Annotated in this window: 20 protein-coding genes; 18 read left to right on the top strand and 2 right to left on the bottom strand. The window is 34.6% G+C overall.

Going from position 1 to position 20369, the window contains the following annotated elements; all coding sequences use genetic code 11:
* Window positions 1-301: 301 nt before the first annotated feature.
* The 8 genes from aqpZ (at window position 302) to JNL75_10675 (ending at window position 6242) form a co-directional block, all read left to right on the top strand.
* Window positions 302-994, top strand: coding sequence for an aquaporin Z (gene aqpZ, locus JNL75_10640; protein MBL7790274.1), 693 nt, complete (start codon window positions 302-304; stop codon window positions 992-994).
* 125 nt (window positions 995-1119) lie between these two features.
* The gene (locus JNL75_10645) at window positions 1120-2454 is read left to right on the top strand and encodes a hydroxymethylglutaryl-CoA reductase, degradative (GenBank protein MBL7790275.1); all 1335 of its coding nucleotides are present in this window, start codon (window positions 1120-1122) and stop codon (window positions 2452-2454) included.
* Window positions 2454-3338 (top strand): hypothetical protein, encoded by an 885-nt coding sequence (locus JNL75_10650; protein MBL7790276.1) that lies wholly within the window; start codon window positions 2454-2456, stop codon window positions 3336-3338. Before JNL75_10645 ends, JNL75_10650 begins: the two co-directional genes overlap by 1 nt.
* A complete protein-coding gene (locus JNL75_10655) occupies window positions 3338-3949 on the top strand; it encodes a hypothetical protein (protein ID MBL7790277.1) in 612 nt (203 codons plus the stop codon). Before JNL75_10650 ends, JNL75_10655 begins: the two co-directional genes overlap by 1 nt.
* 43 nt (window positions 3950-3992) lie before the next feature.
* The gene (locus JNL75_10660) at window positions 3993-4640 is read left to right on the top strand and encodes a VTT domain-containing protein (protein ID MBL7790278.1); all 648 of its coding nucleotides are present in this window, start codon (window positions 3993-3995) and stop codon (window positions 4638-4640) included.
* A 9-nt stretch (window positions 4641-4649) separates the two neighbouring features.
* Window positions 4650-5216, top strand: coding sequence for an AAA family ATPase (locus JNL75_10665; GenBank protein ID MBL7790279.1), 567 nt, complete (start codon window positions 4650-4652; stop codon window positions 5214-5216).
* Between the two features lie 124 nt (window positions 5217-5340).
* On the top strand, window positions 5341-5712 hold the full coding sequence (locus JNL75_10670) for a hypothetical protein (GenBank protein MBL7790280.1): 372 nt from the start codon (window positions 5341-5343) through the stop codon (window positions 5710-5712).
* Between the two features lie 107 nt (window positions 5713-5819).
* Window positions 5820-6242 carry a hypothetical protein gene (locus tag JNL75_10675; protein MBL7790281.1) on the top strand — a complete coding sequence of 141 codons (423 nt, stop codon included), beginning with the start codon at window positions 5820-5822 and terminating at the stop codon, window positions 6240-6242.
* An 11-nt stretch (window positions 6243-6253) separates the two neighbouring features.
* Here JNL75_10675 and JNL75_10680 read toward each other — a convergent pair whose 3' ends face one another.
* Window positions 6254-7663 carry a hypothetical protein gene (locus tag JNL75_10680; protein ID MBL7790282.1) on the bottom strand — a complete coding sequence of 470 codons (1410 nt, stop codon included), beginning with the start codon at window positions 7661-7663 and terminating at the stop codon, window positions 6254-6256.
* 267 nt (window positions 7664-7930) lie between these two features.
* Here JNL75_10680 and JNL75_10685 point away from each other — a divergent pair, with 267 nt between their 5' ends.
* From JNL75_10685 to JNL75_10730, 10 genes are all read left to right on the top strand, one after another.
* Entirely contained in the window at window positions 7931-9280 is a 1350-nt protein-coding gene (locus tag JNL75_10685) for a T9SS type A sorting domain-containing protein (GenBank protein ID MBL7790283.1), read from the top strand.
* A 152-nt stretch (window positions 9281-9432) separates the two neighbouring features.
* The gene (locus JNL75_10690) at window positions 9433-9825 is read left to right on the top strand and encodes a hypothetical protein (GenBank protein MBL7790284.1); all 393 of its coding nucleotides are present in this window, start codon (window positions 9433-9435) and stop codon (window positions 9823-9825) included.
* A gap of 78 nt (window positions 9826-9903) precedes the next feature.
* Window positions 9904-10797 (top strand): hypothetical protein, encoded by an 894-nt coding sequence (locus JNL75_10695; protein MBL7790285.1) that lies wholly within the window; start codon window positions 9904-9906, stop codon window positions 10795-10797.
* 18 nt (window positions 10798-10815) lie between these two features.
* Entirely contained in the window at window positions 10816-11610 is a 795-nt protein-coding gene (locus JNL75_10700; protein MBL7790286.1) for a hypothetical protein, read from the top strand.
* 8 nt (window positions 11611-11618) lie between these two features.
* On the top strand, window positions 11619-12677 hold the full coding sequence (locus tag JNL75_10705) for a cytochrome-c peroxidase (protein MBL7790287.1): 1059 nt from the start codon (window positions 11619-11621) through the stop codon (window positions 12675-12677).
* A 287-nt stretch (window positions 12678-12964) separates the two neighbouring features.
* Window positions 12965-13729 (top strand): class I SAM-dependent methyltransferase, encoded by a 765-nt coding sequence (locus tag JNL75_10710; GenBank protein ID MBL7790288.1) that lies wholly within the window; start codon window positions 12965-12967, stop codon window positions 13727-13729.
* A 125-nt stretch (window positions 13730-13854) separates the two neighbouring features.
* Window positions 13855-14298, top strand: coding sequence for a single-stranded DNA-binding protein (gene ssb / locus JNL75_10715; GenBank protein MBL7790289.1), 444 nt, complete (start codon window positions 13855-13857; stop codon window positions 14296-14298).
* 43 nt (window positions 14299-14341) lie between these two features.
* The gene (serS, locus tag JNL75_10720; GenBank protein MBL7790290.1) at window positions 14342-15610 is read left to right on the top strand and encodes a serine--tRNA ligase; all 1269 of its coding nucleotides are present in this window, start codon (window positions 14342-14344) and stop codon (window positions 15608-15610) included.
* Between the two features lie 42 nt (window positions 15611-15652).
* Entirely contained in the window at window positions 15653-16345 is a 693-nt protein-coding gene (locus JNL75_10725) for a US12 family protein (GenBank protein ID MBL7790291.1), read from the top strand.
* A gap of 104 nt (window positions 16346-16449) precedes the next feature.
* Window positions 16450-18639, top strand: coding sequence for a S9 family peptidase (locus tag JNL75_10730; GenBank protein MBL7790292.1), 2190 nt, complete (start codon window positions 16450-16452; stop codon window positions 18637-18639).
* 64 nt (window positions 18640-18703) lie between these two features.
* Here the strand turns inward: JNL75_10730 and recN are convergent, their stop codons facing one another.
* Window positions 18704-20359, bottom strand: a complete 1656-nt coding sequence (gene recN, locus JNL75_10735) for a DNA repair protein RecN (GenBank protein ID MBL7790293.1) — start codon at window positions 20357-20359, stop codon at window positions 18704-18706.
* Window positions 20360-20369: the final 10 nt, after the last annotated feature.

Genomic DNA, 20369 nt, shown 5'->3' on the forward strand with positions numbered 1-20369 from the left:
ACCTTTTTTCTTTTGTTATCTTATATGTCAATGAACTCTTTTCTTTTCTCAATGTGCCTACCAGAAAGACTTACACTTTGATTTTTAACCCTGTCCGTTTCCGAATGGGAGTGCAAAGATAAATACTTTTATTTTTTATAAACAAGCTTTTTTTTAAATATTTATTCGACAGATAGGCAATATACTGTATATCTGTAAGTTAAAGGAGCGTTTTATTTTTTTAAACTATGAAATTTCAATTTTTGATTAGTAAATGTGAATATTATTCAATAAGTTTGCTTGTAACCATAAATTAAAAAATATGAAAAAATTAATTGCAGAATTTTTAGGCACCTTCTGGCTTGTGCTCGGAGGTTGTGGCAGTGCAGTATTAGCTGCAAAATTTGTGACTCCAGAAGGTGTGCAGCTCGGGATCGGCTTCTTAGGTGTATCCTTGGCCTTTGGGTTAACAGTAGTAACAGGTGCTTATGCCTTTGGACCTATTTCAGGTGGACACTTTAATCCTGCCGTCAGCATTGGAGCATGGGTAGCAAATCGCCTAAACATCAAAGATTTATTCTCTTATATAGCATTTCAAATTACAGGAGCAATAGTTGCCGCAATCGTTTTGTATATTATAGCTACAGGAAATGGAGGTAGTATAGGAGGATTTGCAACTAATGGATACGGTGCGGCATCTCCAGGTGGCTACTCCATGATGGCGGCCATTGTTTGTGAATTTGTGATGACCTTTATCTTCTTAATAGTTATATTGTTTTCCACAGATGAGAAAGCGAATGGAAGTTTTGCAGGATTGACAATAGGTCTCACACTTACTTTAATCCACCTAATTAGTATTCCTGTTACTAACACGTCTGTCAATCCTGCGAGAAGCATCAGTCAAGCGGTTTTTGTAGGGGGAGAAGCACTGAATCAACTTTGGCTATTTATTTTGGTACCTATCATTGGCGCAGCTTGTGCCGGATTTGTATATAAGTTGTTACGGGATAAATAATACTGTAAGAATTTTGATAATGATACTTAAGGCTCTATTGATAAAATAGAGCCTTTTAATTTTAATCAAGCTAATTTTATTACTTTTGCATAAAAGAAATTTCAAATTCTTTTATAAACCAATCTATGCGGAAAGTAAGCAGTTTTTCTAAACTATCAAAATATGAGAAAATATCTTGGCTTGCCAAGAATTTTTTATATGAGAGTCCAGTTGATGTCATAAATAACTTTGCTGGCTTTTGGTATGATAATGTAGAAATACAGAAACAATTTGATGGATTTAGCGAAAACACGATTTCCAATTTTCATTTACCGTTCGGTGTAGCACCAAACTTTCTCATAGATGGTAAGGACTATGTCATACCGATGGTTACTGAGGAGAGTTCTGTAGTGGCCGCTGTATCGAATGCTGCCAAATTTTGGATGGAACGGGGAGGGATAACAGCAAAAGTTATAGACACTCAGAAACTGGGTCAAGTACATTTTTTCTTTGGAGGCTCTTCTGCTAAGTTGAAGACCTTTTTTGAAGCTCAAAAGAAGGATTTAATCCTATCTGTTGCGGACCTCACTGCTAACATGGAAAAACGAGGAGGAGGCTTATTGAACTTAGATCTTTTGGATATGACATCTCTTGAGCCAAACTATTATCAGTTTAAAGTGGCTTTTGAAACTTGTGATAGTATGGGAGCGAATTTTATTAACTCTGTATTGGAACGACTAGGTAGTGAGTTTAGAAAAATGGTGGCTGCCAGTGATAAATTCACTCCTGACGAGACCATAGAAATCAATATGTGTATTCTCTCAAACTATACCCCAGACTGTCTAGTGGAGGCCAGTGTGAGTTGTAAAATCGAAGATTTAGGAATCGTTAATGGATTTGCACCACAGCATTTCGCTGATAAATTTACCAAGGCTGTGCGGATAGCAGAAATTGATGTTCATAGAGCTACGACACATAACAAGGGAATATTAAATGGAATAGATTCACTCGTTATAGCCACAGGTAATGATTTTCGTGCGGTAGAGAGTTGTATTCATACCTATGCTGCTAGAGATGGACAATATCGCAGTTTATCGAAAGCTTGGATAGATAAAGATATGTTTCATTTTAGTTTAAGATTCCCAATAGCCTTGGGGACAGTAGGAGGTTTAACATCGCTGCATCCATTAGCAAAAACATCCCTTCAAATTTTAGGGAATCCCAGTGCAAAAGAACTTATGAAAATAGCAGCGGCAGTTGGCTTGATGCAGAATTTCGCAGCAGTGCGAAGCCTGACCACTACGGGAATACAACTGGGACATATGAAAATGCATCTCACGAATATTATAGCTGAATTGAAAGCGAATTTGGATGAAGCAAAACAAATAGAAACCTACTTTGCTGATAAGGTAATTTCCGTGAGTGAAGTCAGAAACTATTTACAAAAATTAAGAGAATCTATTTCTCCTAAAACAGTTTAATGATTCAGGAATTGCTTTATCAAAAAAAAGCAAATGGTAAGCTCCTTATTACGGGAGAATATTTTGTTTTAGATGGAGCCACCTCATTAGCTATTCCCTCGAGATATGGTCAAACCTTAACAGTAAAGTCTTCGCCAGATTTTTCTTGGAAGTCTTACGATTCTTTAGGCAATTTATGGATAAAATTAACTGATGAAAGAGCTAATTCTGATAGCGGAAAGAAGTTAATGGAGATTTTACATTCCATTGATGGATTTGAGTTGAAAAATTCCTTCGAAATGGAGATGGATTTTCCACGTGATTGGGGATTGGGTTCTAGCTCGACTCTCATTGCATTGTTAGCTGATTTTTTCAAGGTGAATCCTTACGAACTTAATGAGAGGATGTTTAAAGGGTCGGGATATGATATCGCTTGTGCATTTTCTCAAACGCCAATTTTATATTCTAATCAAAGTAAATTTAATCCACAAATTCACTCTATCCAAATTTCTGATACAATTAAACAACACTGCTATTTTGTATATTTAAATAAAAAACAAGACTCAAGAGAGGGCATTCAATTGTATAGAAAATTAGGTAAAGAAAAGTCTACTTTTATCCATGAAATTTCTTCAATTACTAAAGAACTAATAGAGAAACAAAATTTGCAAGATTGGGTTTATTTGCTAGGGAAACATGAAGAAATAGTTTCAAGGACACTGTCTTTGCCAAGAGCTGCAGATATTGTTTTAAAAGGTCTCCCATTTTTTTCTAAATCGCTAGGAGCATGGGGGGGTGATTTTGCTATGATATTGACGGAGGATAGTATAGAAAATGTAAAAAAGGAGTTATTTAATAATAAAATAGATATGGTGTTTAACTATCAAGAATTATTTTTAAAATAGTGAATTGTATAAAAATATTAATTGCTGTTTTAATTATTATAGGTAGTTTTCAGATTTCTGCACAAGAGAATACAAAAAGCAATTTGAATAATAACCTTGGGATAAAGTTGTTTAATACAAATGAAATTGGTAAAGGATTTGGAGTTCAATATGAAAGAAGACTTCATGGAACATCAGTTGTTTCATTTGTATTTCCTATAGATTTGGCATTGAATTTTAACAATGAAGGAGTTTTTGGTAAAATTTCTGGTTGGGATATTAATCCGGGAATAAGAATTAATTTAGGAAAACCAGTAAGCAATTATTTTTATTTTAGTTCTAATTTATTAGTTGGTTCAAGCAATAATGTCATACAAGGATATGATTTTAATCAAATGAAAGAAGTTAAAATCAATTTAAATAGGTTTCAATTCATTCCTAATTTGAATATCGGAGTGAAGGGTCATTTCTCAAAAAGAGTCAATTTTAACCTTGAATTGGGACTTGGATATAGAATTATTGATAAAATCACATTGGATAATAAACCAAATGCGATATATAGTGAGTTAGACATTCCTGTAGATGCTAAATATTCACCTAGTTTGTTTTTTGGTCTTGGCTATAACTTCTAATTAAAAGTTAGTTTCTTACTATCTTTGTCCAAACTATTATATTTTGGAATTAATACATTTTTTATTAGAATTTTTAAAGGATCCATTGACCGTATTGCAGATGTTTATTGCACAGTATGGTACTTTAGTTTATGCCATATTGTTTTTAATCATTTTTGTGGAAACGGGAGTTGTAGTCATGCCTTTGCTACCGGGCGATTCATTATTGTTTTCTGTAGGGCTTATAGCTGCTACTACAGGAGAAATAAATATTTATTTCATAATCCCACTTCTCATTTTAGCTGCCTTAATTGGAGATAATGTCAATTATTTTATAGGTAAAAAATTTGGTGATTTTATTCAGGAGAAGGAAAAGATACTCTTTCTAAAGAAGGAGCATATCGAAGAAACAGAAAAATATTTTGAAAAATACGGCACGAAAACCGTCATTCTCGCGCGTTATATACCTATCGTGCGCACTATAGCTCCTTTTGTAGCAGGTGCTGGTGAGATGAAATATAGAACCTATTTAACCTATTGTTTTATTGGTGCTTGCCTTTGGGTATGTTCTATTACGCTCTTAGGTTATTTTCTTGGCAATATTCCTTTCATTAAATATAATTTCGAAAAAGTAGTATTAGGTATTGTTTTTGTCTCTGTTTTACCTATAGTGATTAAGGTATTTCAAGCAAAATTTAGTAAATCAAAGTAGTATTTTTTCATGCGCATTATAGGAATTACAGGTACAATAGGCGCAGGGAAAGGAACTGTGGTGGAGTACTTGGTCGCTAAATATAAATTTAAACATTACTCTGTGCGAAATTATTTAACCCGAATATTGGAAGCGCAAGGTTTAGAACCAAATAGAGATCACCTCACAGAACTAGCGAATGCATTGCGAGCTAAGAATAATTCTCCGAGCTTTATCATTGAAGAATTGTACAAGGAAGCTACTCTAGATGGAGGCAATGCTATTATTGAAAGCATACGAACGACGGGGGAGATTGAAAAATTAAAGTCGTTCGGTAATTTCATTTTATTAGCAGTAGATGCGGATCAGGATGTGCGTTATCAAAGAGCATTTGCCAGAAAAAGCCCAACCGATAAAATTAGTTTCGAAAAATTTCAGGCAGATGAAGCCCGTGAAATGACCTCGAATAATCCTAATAATCAAAATCTATCGAGTTGTATTCAAATGGCAGATTGTATTATATTGAATAATAAAGGATTGGTGGAATTACACGAAAATGTGGATAAGCTTATGTTACAGCTAACCAATTCATGCTGATACTAAATAGGTTATATTGTTTTCTAACATAAATAAAAAATAACTTGTTAATTTTATGTGAAAAACTTAAAGATTTAAGAAATCTGTATTAAATTTGCCCAACCAAGTTTAGAGGAATAAATTTATGAATATAAAAAGGCTAAATAATTCGGTAGAAATGCTCAAAGAATATCTAGGTGATTCTTTGGTGGCATGTGATATATGGATGACTAATACTGGTCAGTCTATAGCAGGGTATAACACACAGCCTAAAGCAACTGCTCTATTTGAACAGGTGACTTCTTTCTTAAAAAAGGCATTGATGGGTGCGGGTTTTCCTCCATTGGAGAAGTACTATATGCTAGACTGTGAAGGGGATAGTATGATATTAGTACTTCAGTTTGAAAAGTATCAATGGGGTATGCTTGTAGCTAAAAGTAAAATACAGCTTGGTTTACTACTCAATGTAATAATTCCAAATGTATCTGAGGAGTTCCTCGAGGCTATAAAAAGTTAGAGCTAGATTTATTTTTTATATTTTCACCTATCCCACTTTTTTGGTGGTGGGTGTATATGAAATGATAATCATGAGTTGGAAGATTTAATAGAAATAGCCTAGTCCCTTTGATAACCAGTTTTTTTAAGAATTTAGTATATCAATCAAGAAAAGATCCTTCTGCGTTTTTTAAAGACGCACAGTTAGGTATGATACTAGACAAACTCAAGAGTGAAATGCAGGAAGGACTCATATCCTGTTTGATTATCAAGAGAAGCAATAAAGAGTTATTAGCTAGCTATAATTCGCAGGAAAATATGATACCATTGTTTCATAATATTACAAGTTTCTTGGAACATGCACTTATTGCAGCTTCTTTTCCCAGACTATCTAATTCTTATAAAATATATCTTAAAAACAACATAGTTCTCATTAACTTTTTAATTAAGGATATTCAAATCAGTTTAGTAGCTAATGGAGATATCGCAAATCTGGGTCTTATAGAGCAAATCACCCTACCAGAAATTCGAGAAGTATTATTAGAATCGTAAAATATTGGGGCCTAATAAAATTCTTCGATTTTCTTAAGCAGCCATTCCTTTTCGACTACTGTGGAAGAGTTTACTTTTTGATATAGCTTTTTGAAAAATGGCTTATTGTTTTCTAACCTGTGCTTTTGAAGCATTTTTACATATTTAATAAAATGTACATTGTTTTCAACTCTTTGTTTTGTGAACTCTTTGTTACGATTTAAAAATTGATTTAAACTCAAACAGCAACTAATAAGCGGCATTTCGTCATTGAGCTCATAATAACATTTTATAAGGAGTATCCGACCTGTTGATGCATAAAAAGAGTCTTCATAAGTCACTTTCAGTAGTTGCCTCATAGCACTTTTATAGTCTCCTTTTTCAAAGAAAATTCTTGCATAATTAAAATTAAATGTATTCTCTTGGTCACTTGTTTTGACAAATTTTGAAAAGTTTGAAACAAAATTCTCCGCCCAGTCTATTTGATTAAGCTGGAGTGCGGTGTAAACAATATTCCTGAAGTTCACAGATTCTATGTCGCCTTCTAATTTAAAAAAAATAATTTCACATTTATAGATCTCAAATAGATGCTCTAAAAATTCAGTTTTTCCGCTATTTATAAAACCTATACAAAGGGTTTCACTAAATGATAAGAGAGCTTTATAATTAATTTCAAAAGGAATGTTTGAGTTTAATAATAATTGTTTCAAATCATAAAAAGCTTGAATATTATTGTCACGAGAAATGAGATATACTAGTAAATATGCTTTCATTACATCATCTTGATCATCAAACGTTTCCAGCATTTCATTTACGATACGTACTTCATGAGAATTATTTATCTCGTTCTTAAACTTTTGGGTGAAAGTAAGATAACGACACTGCATATCTAGTGTTTGAAAGGAGTTTAACTTCCTCTGAGCCTTAAATACTAGTTCATAATATTTCTTTTTTTGATTGAGATCTTGATTTTGTTCAAGATAAATATAGTTTAATTTTTTTAAGGTAAAACAATAATCATACTCTAGATATTCCTCATAAGATCTAAATTTAAAATCAGGCTCTGAATGAAAGAAAATGGAGTGATTTTTTGCTAATTTTAATTCTGAATAATAACGAGTTAGTACATTTAAATTGAGCAACGGTAAATTATCAATTTCCTTTATCACTAGATATTTTTCTATTAGTTTGACTAATTTAGTGAAAAACACACGAAGCTTGACATCGGAATACTTTTCTCTTTGTCCGAAAACCGTTCGATAAACTACATTTTTATCCAAACCTTTCTCAAATGGATATAATTCGGATAAACATAAATGTGTAGCTAAAACAATCTCACTTTGGTTAAATATAGTACAAGAAAGAAATGAGGTAATATTTTCTAAGTCTTTTTTACTTAGGCTTAGGTAAAGTTCTTCTATTTTGCTAGATTTTCCACTCATGATAATAAAATTAAAATTCTGATTACAAAAAAAATAAATTCTAAAGAATCATAATTATTAAGATCAAAACTAAATGAAATATTTCATTAACATAATAAATTGTCAAAGTGTTGTATATCAATGTGTAAAATTACATTGAATTGCAACTTAATCTTAACAAGTCGCTATTTTTGTATTAGATTTTGAGTGATAATATACCGATATTTGTATCAGAAAAAGAAAATAACACAAATTGACTCATTTCCTAAACCAGAAAAACTCAGGCGTATGAAACAAAAATTACTCTTATCCGCTTTCTTTTATTCCAGTGTTATTGCACTGCTAGGTCAGAATGGCACACGTCCAGACGCAGCTAAGGTTATTATAGGTTCAGAAGTTGTTCGAACTATTAATGTCTTAGTCAATGATAATGCAGTAACAAGTAAAATATATCAATTAGATACAGTTTATAAAACGTCTACTAAAAACTTTATCGTTAATAAAGTAGGACAAAATGCAACATACCAGGATAAAGACCATGGCTCTCAAAATGATACTTTTTATTATATTGCTAAGGATATTAATTCTGGGTTGTTCGATACAAACTCGGTAGTCATTACAAAGGATTTTCAAAGTCAGGATCTTTTTCCAGGAGACGCTAATAAAGATAATATATGCAATAATGTTGATGTGCTAAATATAGGAATAGCCTATGGCATCAATGAGATGCCACGTGAAGGTAAATATTTGACGGATTCTTGGATTAAAGTAGCAGCCTATGATTGGACACTAACCAATATGAAGAGTAATTATCGCTTCTCGGATGCAAATGGTGATGGCACTGTAGATAGTCTGGGAGATATTGGTACTATTTATAAAAACTATCACCAAAGAAATGGATTTTATAATGTACACTATAGTCCTTTAGGTGGCGAGAGTTTTCAAATTATTGCACCAGATACCGTGAAGTTTGATTCTAGCAAAGTTAGTTTCACTATCAAAATAAATCTTGGAAGTGTGACTAAAGCTATTGAAAGTGCATATGGAATTGCATTTACAGTGAAGTATGATCCAACACATTTAAGTGCTAATAATCTTAATTTTAGTGCCAGTAATTGGTTTAAAGATAATGCGAAAACATTGAACTTTAATAGAATCAATGCTGGTGAGGGGGAGATTGACATTACGATAGTGCGAAAATCAGGAGTGGGTAGTGTAGGAGCCGGAGAGCTTGGCGTTATCGATATTATTGATATGGATGTTCTTGGCGGTATTTTCGATAGAATCACTACTAGTTTTGAAATTACCAAACCAGTTTTAATCGATTCAGTCTATAACGTTCTGCCCGTTACTTTGCCTGCGCCGAAGCCTGTGCATGTGATCAAAAAATCGTCTAGTCAAATTAGCAATTCGCAAAAAGGATCAGGTCTCAGGTATTTCCTACAAGATCAAAGATTGACTATGAGAAATGAAAATATAAAACCAATAGAAGTAAGTATTTTCAATATTCTAGGAAAAGAAATATCAAAGAAAATAATAGCACCTAGTCAAACTATAGAGGCAGATACTGAACTATGGTCTTCGGGAATATACTTCCTGAGAACTGCGAATGAAGCTTATAAAATTTCTGTGAAATAGACGTAAACGTTGAGCTCCAAAACTAGAAATCTTTACTATACATAATCGAAAACCTACTGATTCATTGGTTAAAGTTCGCCCTCTTCGGAGGGCGTTCTATTAATCGGATAAATTAGTATTAAATTAAAAAATTGTCAGTATATTTGTGCTGTATGAAACGAGTTATATCAGCTTTTTTGCTCTTCATGATTCTCTTGCCAGGGATAGCAAAACTAGTCTATATAGCCTACTGGAATATAGAGCAGGATTGGATAGAAAAAACCTATTGTGAAAACATCGATAAGCCCGAAATGGAATGTCATGGGAAATGTCATTTAGCGAAGGCATTAGAAATAATAGAGAAAAACAGCCAAGATAATTCAGAGAAAAGTCTTCCCTTTTGGGATAAACTAGCGGAGATATTTATTTACACAGAGGACCTTATTTCGACATTTTCTTTTTTTAATCATTTGACCGAAAACTCTTTGCTAGCTAGTGATAATTTTTATTTTTACGATAATTATCATCATACTAGACTGAATCGTATTTTTCACCCTCCTTGTTAAGTTGAATTTTATAATGTCATCAATAGGTTAAAGCTTGTTATGCTGCAACCTATCATTGTTTCAACTTAAATCAAATAAATGTCATATAAAATTTTATGGCTTTTGTTTATCATTGGATTCCAAGAATTGAATGCCTGTGATATATGCGGCAATAATCCCAACTCGATGTATATCGGATTATTACCTAATTATTCCAGTCATTTCATAGGTATCAAGCATAGATATGTCAGATTTGATACAGAACATAATGATAAACAAGAGTTCGGCAAAGATGCACTCAATGAATGGAATCTTTGGGGTAGATATCAATTGTCTAGAAAGATACAAATTTATGCTACTGTTCCTTATCTGGTTACAGACCGTGTGGACAATCATAATGATTATACTATACACGGTTTGGGCGATATCTCCATTCTAGCAAACTATACTCTGATTGATAATTCTGATAGCATGAATACCAAGACTTATCATCTTTTGCAATCAGGATTAGGTGTAAAATTACCAACTGGTCAGAGCGATATCATAGCCAATAGCAATACGGTTATTCCTATGCTACAGCTCGGCACAGGTTCTGCAGATTTGCTCGCCAATATATTTTATATGATGCGTTCTAAAAAATTGGGTTGGAGTATTGATGGCAATTATAAATGGAATACTACAGGCACCAATGCATACCGAATGGGAAATAGTTTAAATATGAACCTACGAGGTTTTTATTGGTATCAAACACCAAAAATGGCTTGGGTGCCAAATCTCGGTCTCAGCTGGGAACATAACGAATCCAATATAGACCGAGGAGTGAAAAATGAACTCACAGGAGGTAATAGTATCCTCGGAGCAATTGGTGTCAACTGGTTTAAAGGTAAAATTTCTATCGGTGGCCAAGTATTCATTCCCATGTATCAAAATATAAACTCTGGTTTTACTCAAGGTAGCATTCGAGTATCGAGTCAAATAAACTATTTCTTTTAATTATTAAATTATAAACAAATGAAAAAATCAATTTTAATTCCAATAATATTTACAATCATATACACCATTAATTCTTGTACAAAAGATTCTCCTAGTAATGACGGTGGTACAATTAAGTTAGAGTTTGACCATCAAGTGAATGGTACAGCCATGCAGTATAACAAAGACTATGTGAACGCTGCTGGCGAAACTATGAAATTCACTTTATTCAAATACTATATAAGTAATGTTTCTCTGGTAAGAGCAGACGGGTCTGTTTATACTTTACCTAAAGATGAATGCTATTTTTTAATCGAAGAACCAACGACTGGTGCTAATCCATTAATTACCTTAAAGAATATACCTACTGGAGAGTACAAAGAAGTCCGATTCATAGTAGGCGTAGATAGTCTTAAAAATTGTGCGCCATTAAGCGAGCGGACGGGTGCTTTGGATCCTGCAAGTTCAGGAATGTACTGGGCATGGAATAGTGGATATATATTTCTAAAAGTAGAGGGCAAATCACCTGCGGTAGCAGGTAATCCAGGAGCCACAAGTGATAATTTTATTTATCATATAGGGTTATTTGGTGGCTACTCTTCTCCTACAGTTAATAATATCAAATCCATTTCATTGAGTAAGACTGGAGAAACGGCCAAAGTCTCTTCTAGCATTTCACCACAAGTACATATTGTCGTAGAAGTAATGGAAATATTTAAAAATCCTACTGCATTTAGCATAGCTGCAAAACCTACCATTCATGTCGATCCAGCGTCCAAAACACTCGCTGACAATTATATGGATATGTTCTCAATAGATCATATACATAACTAGTTTTAAATATGACTACTAGGAGATTTCGAGTTTCTTTCTTTCAATCCAAATCTCCTAGTTTTCCTTTCAGTTATTTAATATTAATGTTTTATAGAGTAATATTTTTTGTTGTCATATTTTTAATATTTGCCTGCAATCAAGGTAGTAATTGGTATTATGACCTACCCAAACATTTCCCTAGACCCAACTATGCCCTCAAGCTAGACCCAGATAAATTCGAACTTGGAAAGCAGTTGTTTTTCGACCCTATATTTTCAAAAGACAGTACGATTTCATGCGCTAGTTGCCATAGACAAGATTTCGCATTTTCAGATTCTAGACCATTCAGTCAAGGAGTTCGCGGACAGCTAGGCAAGCGCAATGCCCCTGCCTTGCAAAATTTGATGTGGTCTAAAAGTTTTTTCTGGGATGGAGGCGTAGGAAATATAGATCTCATTCCACTCAATCCTATCACGAATGTTAAAGAATTGGATGAATCTATGCCAAACATAGTTTATAAGATAAACCGTGCTAAAACGTATAGCGTACTTGCCAAAAAAATGTTTCAATCCGATACCCTGAACTCTTATCAACTATTAGAAGCACTTACCCATTTTCAGGCAGCCTTGATTTCTGATAGGAGTAAATTTGATTATTATATACAGGGAAAAGTAAAATTGAATGCAGATGAAATGCAAGGTTATCAAATCTTTCAAACAAAGTGTGGACAATGCCATGAAGGTCATTTACAATCTAATTATAGCTTCCGAAATAATGGTATATATAAACCCAGCGATACCGATCTAGGGCGCTATGAAATATCATTGATTGAGAGCGATAAAGGAAAATTTAAAGTGCCTAGTCTCCGTAATGTAGAGTTGACAGCGCCTTACATGCATAATAGTACGCTAGCAAGCTTGGAAGAAGTTCTAAATCATTATGAAAAGGGTATCAATTTCTCTCCTAGTTTGGACTCTAGCTTGAAAAATGGGATATCCTTTCAGGTAGGGGAAAAAGAAAAAATCATAGTCTTTCTTAAAACCCTCACAGATAGAGAGTTTTTGAAAAATGAAATGTATAAACGATGATACTAATACCAATAGCGGTTTATAAATGGTCCAACCCATTTTAAAACCTTGCTATGGTAAATGCCGTAGCTGTATTTGTTAAGTACAATGAGCCGCGACATTGGACTATTACTAATACGCTTACGGTATAAAATCTCTATTAGCAAGCAATAGATATGAAGTTCTTTACATTAAACTAAAAATATGCTGCCCTTAAACTTTTTTTTATAGTTTTACGTTTCTTCACTGCGTTTTAGTTCCTATTTGAGGATAGGAGAGAGAACTATAGTGTAAAGATTATGCAATCAATGAGTTATAATGTAAGTCAATATTGGGAAGAAGTAGCCCAAAGAATAAAATCGAGAGAAGCTGGAAATGTCATCGCAGGTGATGATGAGCCCTATTATGTATATAAGCGAAAGCTTTCACAGGACATCCTTCGAACCTTTGATATCAAAGACAAAACGATATTAGAACTTGGTTTTGGTGCCGGAGGAAACTTGATAGAATTTGCTAAAATGCATCCTGCAAAAATATATGGTGCAGATCGCTCCAAGACCATGTATGATTTATCTAGTGGTTTGATGGGAGATATCCCTAATTTGGAGCTTCATTTGATTCAAAATGAAACCCTGCCCTTTGCAGATAGATCTATAGATATGGTTTTTACCATAACGGTACTTCAGCATAATACAGATGAAAAATCTCTTCAAAAAATTATTCATGAACTATGTAGAGTAGCTAAAGAAAAAGTTGTTATTTCAGAGCGTATTGAAACACCAATGCGTGGCGATGAACTTTGTATGGGTCGTCCTATAGCTTATTATCAAAATATATTTGAGGCTAATGGCTTCTACCTCAGTAAAGTTGAGTTTTTAAAATTACAAGCGAGCTATTATGTTTGTGGAGCTATACGAAAACTATTGAATCCGCGAACGAGAAGGGAAGGAGAGCCATTGACTTCGTTCTCACTGATGCTGCAATCATTAACACTTCCTTTCACAAAGATTTTAGATAAAATCATACCTTCTCATAGAGACCTAGCCTATCTTGAGTTTGAATGGAAAAAGTAGTAAAAAGAGAGTAAATTCTATTTCTTTTACTTTTCCTTTTTTGTTCATATGAATGGGTTTTACATTTATTTTCATTTCTATTTTGACATTTCAATTATCTTAGCCACATATAAATTTTTTCAATCATGATAAACAAAGTAATATTATTAGGAAACGTGGGCAAAGACCCTGAAGTAAAGCAATTTGATAATGGATCTGTTGCTAATTTTAGCTTGGCTACAAGCGAATCGTACAAAGATAAAAGTGGGGAACGGGTAAAAAGAACGGAATGGCATAATATTACCGTGGGCACTCCCGCACTAGTCGATATTGTGAGCAAATATGTCAAAAAAGGAGATTTACTTTATCTGGAAGGTAAAATTAGAACGCGCGAATATGAAAAAGAAGGGCAAAAAAGATATATCACGGAAATACGCGTAGACACCATACAGCTGATGCCAAAGGGTCAAAATAGTGGTGCAAGCAGTCCTGCAGGAGACGCTATACCTGAGCAAAAAAATGCTGCTAGTTCACCAACACCAGATTTCGTCTCCGATGCAGTAAGTATGGATGATGATTTACCTTTCTAAAAATTAATTTTAATATAAATAACTAGCCTTAGAGGCGGAATACATGATTCCTATTCAAAAAATCAGAGCACATAAAGAAGATATCGCTGTTAAACTAAAGAAAAAGCATTTCTCTCAACTCCATTTACTAGACGAGGTCCTTCGGTTAGATGATAACCGTAAATCCGCACAGCGTGAACTGGATCAGCTCCTAGCCCAATCAAATCAGTTTTCTAAACATATTCCAATTCTAATGAAAGAAGGGAAAAAAGAAGAAGCTGAAAAATTAAAAATGGAATCAGCAAATCTCAAATCGGCTACACAGGCATATAGCGATGAAATGCGCAGACTAGAGCAAGATATTCAGGATGTGCTAGCGCAAATACCGAATATTCCGCATGAAAAGGTAGGCTATGGTAGCTCAGCAGATGACAATGTTACAGTTCGAACTGGAGGCCAAATTCCTACTCTGATAGATGGGGCGGTTCCTCATTGGGAACTGACAAAAAAGTATGATATCATCGATTTTGATTTAGGAGTAAAACTAACTGGCGCTGGTTTCCCAGTCTTTAAAGGAAAAGGGGCTAAGTTAGAGCGCGCATTGATTCAGTATTTTCTCGATAAGGCTACCGAAGCAGGATATCTAGAAATTATTCCTCCATTGATGGTCAATGAAGACTCTGCCTTTGCCACTGGGCAATTACCAGATAAAGAAGGGCAGATGTATCAGAATCATGATGGATTCTATATGATACCTACTTCGGAGGTTCCAGTAACCAATATTTATCGCGATGTGGTCATACCAGAAACGGATTTACCTATAAAATTAACGGCTTATTCGCAATGTTTTAGACGCGAAGCAGGTTCTTACGGTAAGGATGTGAGAGGACTCAATCGATTACATCAATTTGATAAGGTAGAAATAGTTCAACTAGTAAAACCCGAAACATCCTATGCAACTCTTGAGAATATGACTTCGCATGTGGAGAATATATTAATAGAATTAGGATTGCCATATCGAATTTTACTACTATGTGGTGGAGATATGAGTTTTGCATCTGCCTTCACATATGATTTAGAAGTGTATTCCGCAGCTCAAGAAAAATGGCTAGAGGTGAGTTCTGTTTCAAATTTTGAAGACTTCCAAGCCAATAGACTTAAAGCGCGATTTAAAAATACTGAAGGTAAAATAGAGCTTTGTCATACGCTGAATGGATCGGCATTGGCATTGCCTAGAATTGTCGCAGCTATTCTCGAAAATAATCAGACCGAAAAGGGAATTCAAATACCTAAAGTTTTAGTTCCTTATACTAAATTTGAATATATAGATTAATTCTAAATCACTAATTTTACATAAACTTTAAATTTAAAAATCATGAATCAATATTCTGAAATCGTATCACAAGCCTCACAATCTGAGCGAGCAGACTTCTATAAAAGAACCTATTTACACGTAGCATTAGCTGTATTAGCGTTTATGGTCGTAGAGAGTTTTTTACTTCGTTTTATTCCTGGAGAACTCATCGCTATGATGTTTGGCGGTAGTTATGTTTGGCTTTTTATTATTGGATTATTTTGGTTAGGATCTTTTATCGCTAATAAATTTGCCTTCTCATTGAGCAGAAGTGCTCAGTACTTTGGACTAGGATTATATATCCTGCTTGAGGCAATCATTTTTTTACCTATGATTTATTTTGCTTTAGGATTTGAAGGTGCTGAAAATGTAGTAATGCAAGCGACTGTATTGACTCTATCTATGTTTGGAGGTTTGACTGCATTGGTGTTTATGTCAGGCTACGATTTTTCTTTTTTACGCACGGGAATTGTTATCGGTGGTTTTGTAGCATTGGGTTTAATAGTTGTAGCTTCTTTTTATGGTGGATTAAATTTAGGAGCGTGGTTCTCGCTTGCCATGGTTGTTTTGGCATCTGCAAGTATTTTATATCAGACTAGTCAAATTAAAGACCATTATACCACGAATCAGTATGTAGGAGCCTCTTTACAGATATTTGCTTCAATCATGCTACTATTTTGGTATTTGTTGAGGTTACTTTCTTCTAGAGACTAATCTTAAATTGAATTATATCAATACAAGCTCCTATGATTTCATAGGAGCTTTTTTTTGTATGAACACTTATAAAATCTATAATTTTGGACTTTTAAACCTATTTTATGTATAAAATTACCTTACTGATTTCTTTTAATGTCGTCTTCTTTCTGGGACATGCTCAGTTAAAATATCCAGTGACTAAAAAGGTAAATCAAGTAGACACCTACTTCCAAAGGACGGTATCTGATCCTTATAGATGGTTAGAAGACGATAATAGCGAGGAGACGAAACAATGGGTTGCAGATCAAAATTTGGTAACTAATTATTATTTTAATAGTATACCTTTCAGAAAACAATTTTATAAGAGAATACAAGAGGTGTATGACTATCCGAAGTACGGCACTCCATTTCAAAAAAAGGAATGGATATATTGGTACTTCAATGATGGTCTTCAAAATCAGTTTAGCTTATATCGCAAAAACAAAATTACTGGTCAGGAAGAATTGGTCATAGACCCCAATAAACTTAGTGATGATGGGACAGTAGCTATCAAACTTTTTAAACTAAATAAGGAAGGAACTTTAGCAGCTGTATCCATTTCAGAATCTGGAAGTGATTGGCAAAAAATTAAAATATTAGATCTTCAAACCAAACATTTTTTAAATGATGAAATTCAATGGGTAAAGTTTAGTGGTGTAGCATGGGTAGGTGACGGATTCTATTATAGTCGTTTCCCAGAGCTAGATCCAAATGCTAGTAAACTCACAGCCGAGAATAAAAACAATCAAGTCTATTTTCATAAAGTAGGAAATCCTCAATCTAAAGATAAACTCATTTATCAGGATCCAACGAATCCGAATAAGAACTTTTACACCTATACTTCAGAAGACGAAAACTACTTATTCCTATCCATTAGCGAACGTGGTAGTAGTAAAAGAGGAAATGCACTTTATGTTAAAGAAGCCAATAACCCTTTTGATGATTTTAAACCAATTAAAGACAGTATATCGGATTATCAATATTGGGTAGTAGAAGCCTTAGAACATGAGCTCATACTAGGTACCAATGAAAATGCACCAAACAATAAGATTATATCTATACCTATTGCGAACTTTAACTTGAAAGAAGCAATAACCATCGTGCCTGAAAAGAAACATGTTCTATCGGATGTAGTTTCTTCAGGCAATCGGTTATTCGTGCAATACCTCGAAGATGTAACGAGTAAATGTTATATCTATAAACACAATGGAGAAGGTTTAGGAGAATTAGTTTATCCAGATTTAGGAAGTGCCTCTAATGTCAATAAAACTCAGAAAGATAGTATCGTATACTACAGTTTTAATTCTTTCGGCATAGCACCGACTATCTATCAATACAACCTCAATACAGGTGAGAGTTCAGTATTTAAAAAATCAGAATTTAAAGGGGAGTTGAATTTTGTAACAGAACGAATATTCTATCCTTCAAAAGATGGTACAAAAATTCCTCTGTTTATAGTTTATAAAAAAGGAATCAAACTTGATGGCAAGAATCCAACCTTACTCTATGGCTATGGTGGCTTCAATATTTCCTTGCAGCCAAATTTTAACCCAACCCTTATTCCATTTCTAGAAGCTGGTGGCGTCTATGCACAGGCTTGTCTGCGTGGCGGTGGAGAGTATGGTGAAAACTGGCATCAGGCAGGAACCAAACTAAAAAAACAAAATGTGTTTAATGATTTTATAGCTGCAGCGGAATATCTCATACAGAAAAAATATACCTCGAAAAATTACCTTGCTATACGAGGCGGTAGTAATGGTGGGTTATTAGTAGGTGCGGTGACTAATCAAAGACCAGATTTATTCCGTGTAGCCATACCTCAGGTTGGAGTTATGGATATGCTCCGTTTTCATAAATTCACTATCGGTAAAGCATGGATATCAGATTATGGATCTAGCGAATCCGATTCCATTATGTTTAAATATTTATATAGTTATTCGCCACTACATACGATCAAATCAGGGGTAGAATATCCCAGTATTTTAGTGACGACAGCCGACCATGATGACCGTGTCGTTCCAGCGCATTCCTTTAAATACGCTGCTACGCTCCAACAAAAGTATAAAGGAAAAAGACCTATGCTTATTCGCATTGATACTAAAAGTGGTCATGGAGCCAGTAATACGAAGAAGATGCTAGAACTCACTGCGGATATCTATTCATATATTTTTTATGAGATGGGATTGACTCCGAAAATAGGGCAGCAATCTCAGACAACTCCAATATCTACTCCCAAAAAAGAAAATAAGGTATCTTCGATTTCAATTGAGTAATAGGTTTTTCCATTCATTCAGAAAGTCTTTGATTCTATGAAAAGGATGAGAAATTGAAAATTTATTATTTCAGCAACTCCCTCGCACTAGTCAAGGACGCCTGTGTTATAGACTCGCCGCTTATCATACGAGCTATTTCTATTTCTCTATCTGCCTGATGCAAAAGTTTAAGGTGGGTCTGAGTAATGTTGTTTTCTGTTTTTTTATAAACATTGATATGATGCGATCCCCTACTGGCTATTTGTGGTAGATGGGTTATCGCTATGATTTGGTGATTTTTCGCTAGCTTGTCGAGCACACTCGCTACTTTATTAGCTACAGTTCCAGAAACTCCTGTATCGATTTCATCAAAAATAAGAGTCGCTAAATCTATTTTCTGAGCTATAAGAGATTTGATGGCGAGCATAAATCTTGACATTTCGCCACCAGAAATCGCGCGCTTAAGTTCTCGCAGCGGACTGCCTGCATTGGCAGTAAACAGAAATTCTACCGTATCATACCCATGAGCGGATAATTTATTCTCCTCCGAAATGAGTTCTATCTGAAATTGACTATTCTCCATTTGCAGTTCTTTAAGATTGTCGAGTAACTGCTGTTCTATATAGGATAAAACTCCCTTTCTGCGGTTAGATAATTGAGCAGCCAGTTCTAAACATTCCTTTTCTAGTTTGGCTAAACTCTTTTCGATTTCTGCTATTTTCTCAGTTAAATTTTCTCCATAATTCAGTGCTGTGGTCAAGTCTTGTTTTAATGCAAGCAATTCATTTAACGAAGTGACTTGGTGCTTTCTCAGCATTTTATGGATAAATTCTACCTTTTCACGTAGCATGACCAGTTCCTCTTCGTCAAAATCTGTATTATCGGCTAGCATTTCGTAGTCACGCACAATCGTGGACATAGACTCTAGGTTCGTATCCATTTGTTCATTGATTTCGGAAAGTTCTTTTGAGAATTTCTCAAACTTTCTCAGTCGTGATAATATTTCTTTAAGAGAATCTAATAAATTGACTTCATCATGCTTCATCGCCTGCACCGAGCCACTTAAAACTTGTTTTATCTCAAGCGCATTCTCTGCGAGTAAATGTTGATTTTCGATTTGTTCTTGATCCCAATCTTCGAAGTCAAATTGATTCAATTCCTGTAGCTGATAGGTTTGGAGGTCTTTTTCGGCCTGACTTTTAGACTGGGACTGAAGTAATAGCTGATACTCTTTTTGCATCGCCTTGAATCGGGTATATGCCTCTGACATTTTACCTTTAAGCTCTGCATTATCGGCAAAAGCATCGACTACCTCGAGTTGAAATTCTGCAGATTTTAACTCCAGACTATCGTGCTGGGAGTGAATCTCCACCAATTGATTGCCGAGTTCTTGAAGCTGGGTTAAATTACAATTAGTATCATTGATATAGGCCTTGGTTTTACCATCAGCACTTAACTCTCTGCGCACTGTCGTCAATTTCTGAAATGGTAGCTGTGCTGTCTGGAACCATTCTGACACATTAGTTTCACTAAGATCAAAAACTGCTTCAATTGTACATTTCTTATCAGCAGAGCGAACCATTTGCATCTGCGCGCGCTCCCCTTTTATGAGTCCGAGTGCTCCGAGTATGATAGACTTACCTGCACCGGTTTCCCCTGTTATGATATTGAGCCGCGGCGAGAAATCTATTTCTACCTCGTCAATTATGGCATAGTTGCGTATGAGTAGTCGTTTGAGCACCTTGAGATTA

This window comes from Chitinophagales bacterium, assembly GCA_016787225.1.
Classification (GTDB): domain Bacteria; phylum Bacteroidota; class Bacteroidia; order Chitinophagales; family JADJOU01; genus CHPMRC01.

Excerpts from the sequence above, each read along its gene's own strand:
- serS (MBL7790290.1), top strand. The coding sequence starts at position 14,342 with ATGATTCCTATTCAAAAAATCAGAGCACATAAAGAAGATATCGCTGTT.
- aqpZ (MBL7790274.1), top strand. The coding sequence starts at position 302 with ATGAAAAAATTAATTGCAGAATTTTTAGGCACCTTCTGGCTTGTGCTC.
- ssb (MBL7790289.1), top strand. The coding sequence starts at position 13,855 with ATGATAAACAAAGTAATATTATTAGGAAACGTGGGCAAAGACCCTGAA.
- JNL75_10685 (MBL7790283.1), top strand. The coding sequence starts at position 7,931 with ATGAAACAAAAATTACTCTTATCCGCTTTCTTTTATTCCAGTGTTATT.
- JNL75_10680 (MBL7790282.1), bottom strand. The coding sequence starts at position 7,663 with ATGAGTGGAAAATCTAGCAAAATAGAAGAACTTTACCTAAGCCTAAGT.
- JNL75_10700 (MBL7790286.1), top strand. The coding sequence starts at position 10,816 with ATGAAAAAATCAATTTTAATTCCAATAATATTTACAATCATATACACC.
- JNL75_10710 (MBL7790288.1), top strand. The coding sequence starts at position 12,965 with ATGAGTTATAATGTAAGTCAATATTGGGAAGAAGTAGCCCAAAGAATA.
- JNL75_10645 (MBL7790275.1), top strand. The coding sequence starts at position 1,120 with ATGCGGAAAGTAAGCAGTTTTTCTAAACTATCAAAATATGAGAAAATA.
- JNL75_10650 (MBL7790276.1), top strand. The coding sequence starts at position 2,454 with ATGATTCAGGAATTGCTTTATCAAAAAAAAGCAAATGGTAAGCTCCTT.
- JNL75_10730 (MBL7790292.1), top strand. The coding sequence starts at position 16,450 with ATGTATAAAATTACCTTACTGATTTCTTTTAATGTCGTCTTCTTTCTG.
- JNL75_10725 (MBL7790291.1), top strand. The coding sequence starts at position 15,653 with ATGAATCAATATTCTGAAATCGTATCACAAGCCTCACAATCTGAGCGA.
- JNL75_10690 (MBL7790284.1), top strand. The coding sequence starts at position 9,433 with ATGAAACGAGTTATATCAGCTTTTTTGCTCTTCATGATTCTCTTGCCA.
- JNL75_10705 (MBL7790287.1), top strand. The coding sequence starts at position 11,619 with ATGACTACTAGGAGATTTCGAGTTTCTTTCTTTCAATCCAAATCTCCT.
- JNL75_10695 (MBL7790285.1), top strand. The coding sequence starts at position 9,904 with ATGTCATATAAAATTTTATGGCTTTTGTTTATCATTGGATTCCAAGAA.
- JNL75_10665 (MBL7790279.1), top strand. The coding sequence starts at position 4,650 with ATGCGCATTATAGGAATTACAGGTACAATAGGCGCAGGGAAAGGAACT.
- JNL75_10670 (MBL7790280.1), top strand. The coding sequence starts at position 5,341 with ATGAATATAAAAAGGCTAAATAATTCGGTAGAAATGCTCAAAGAATAT.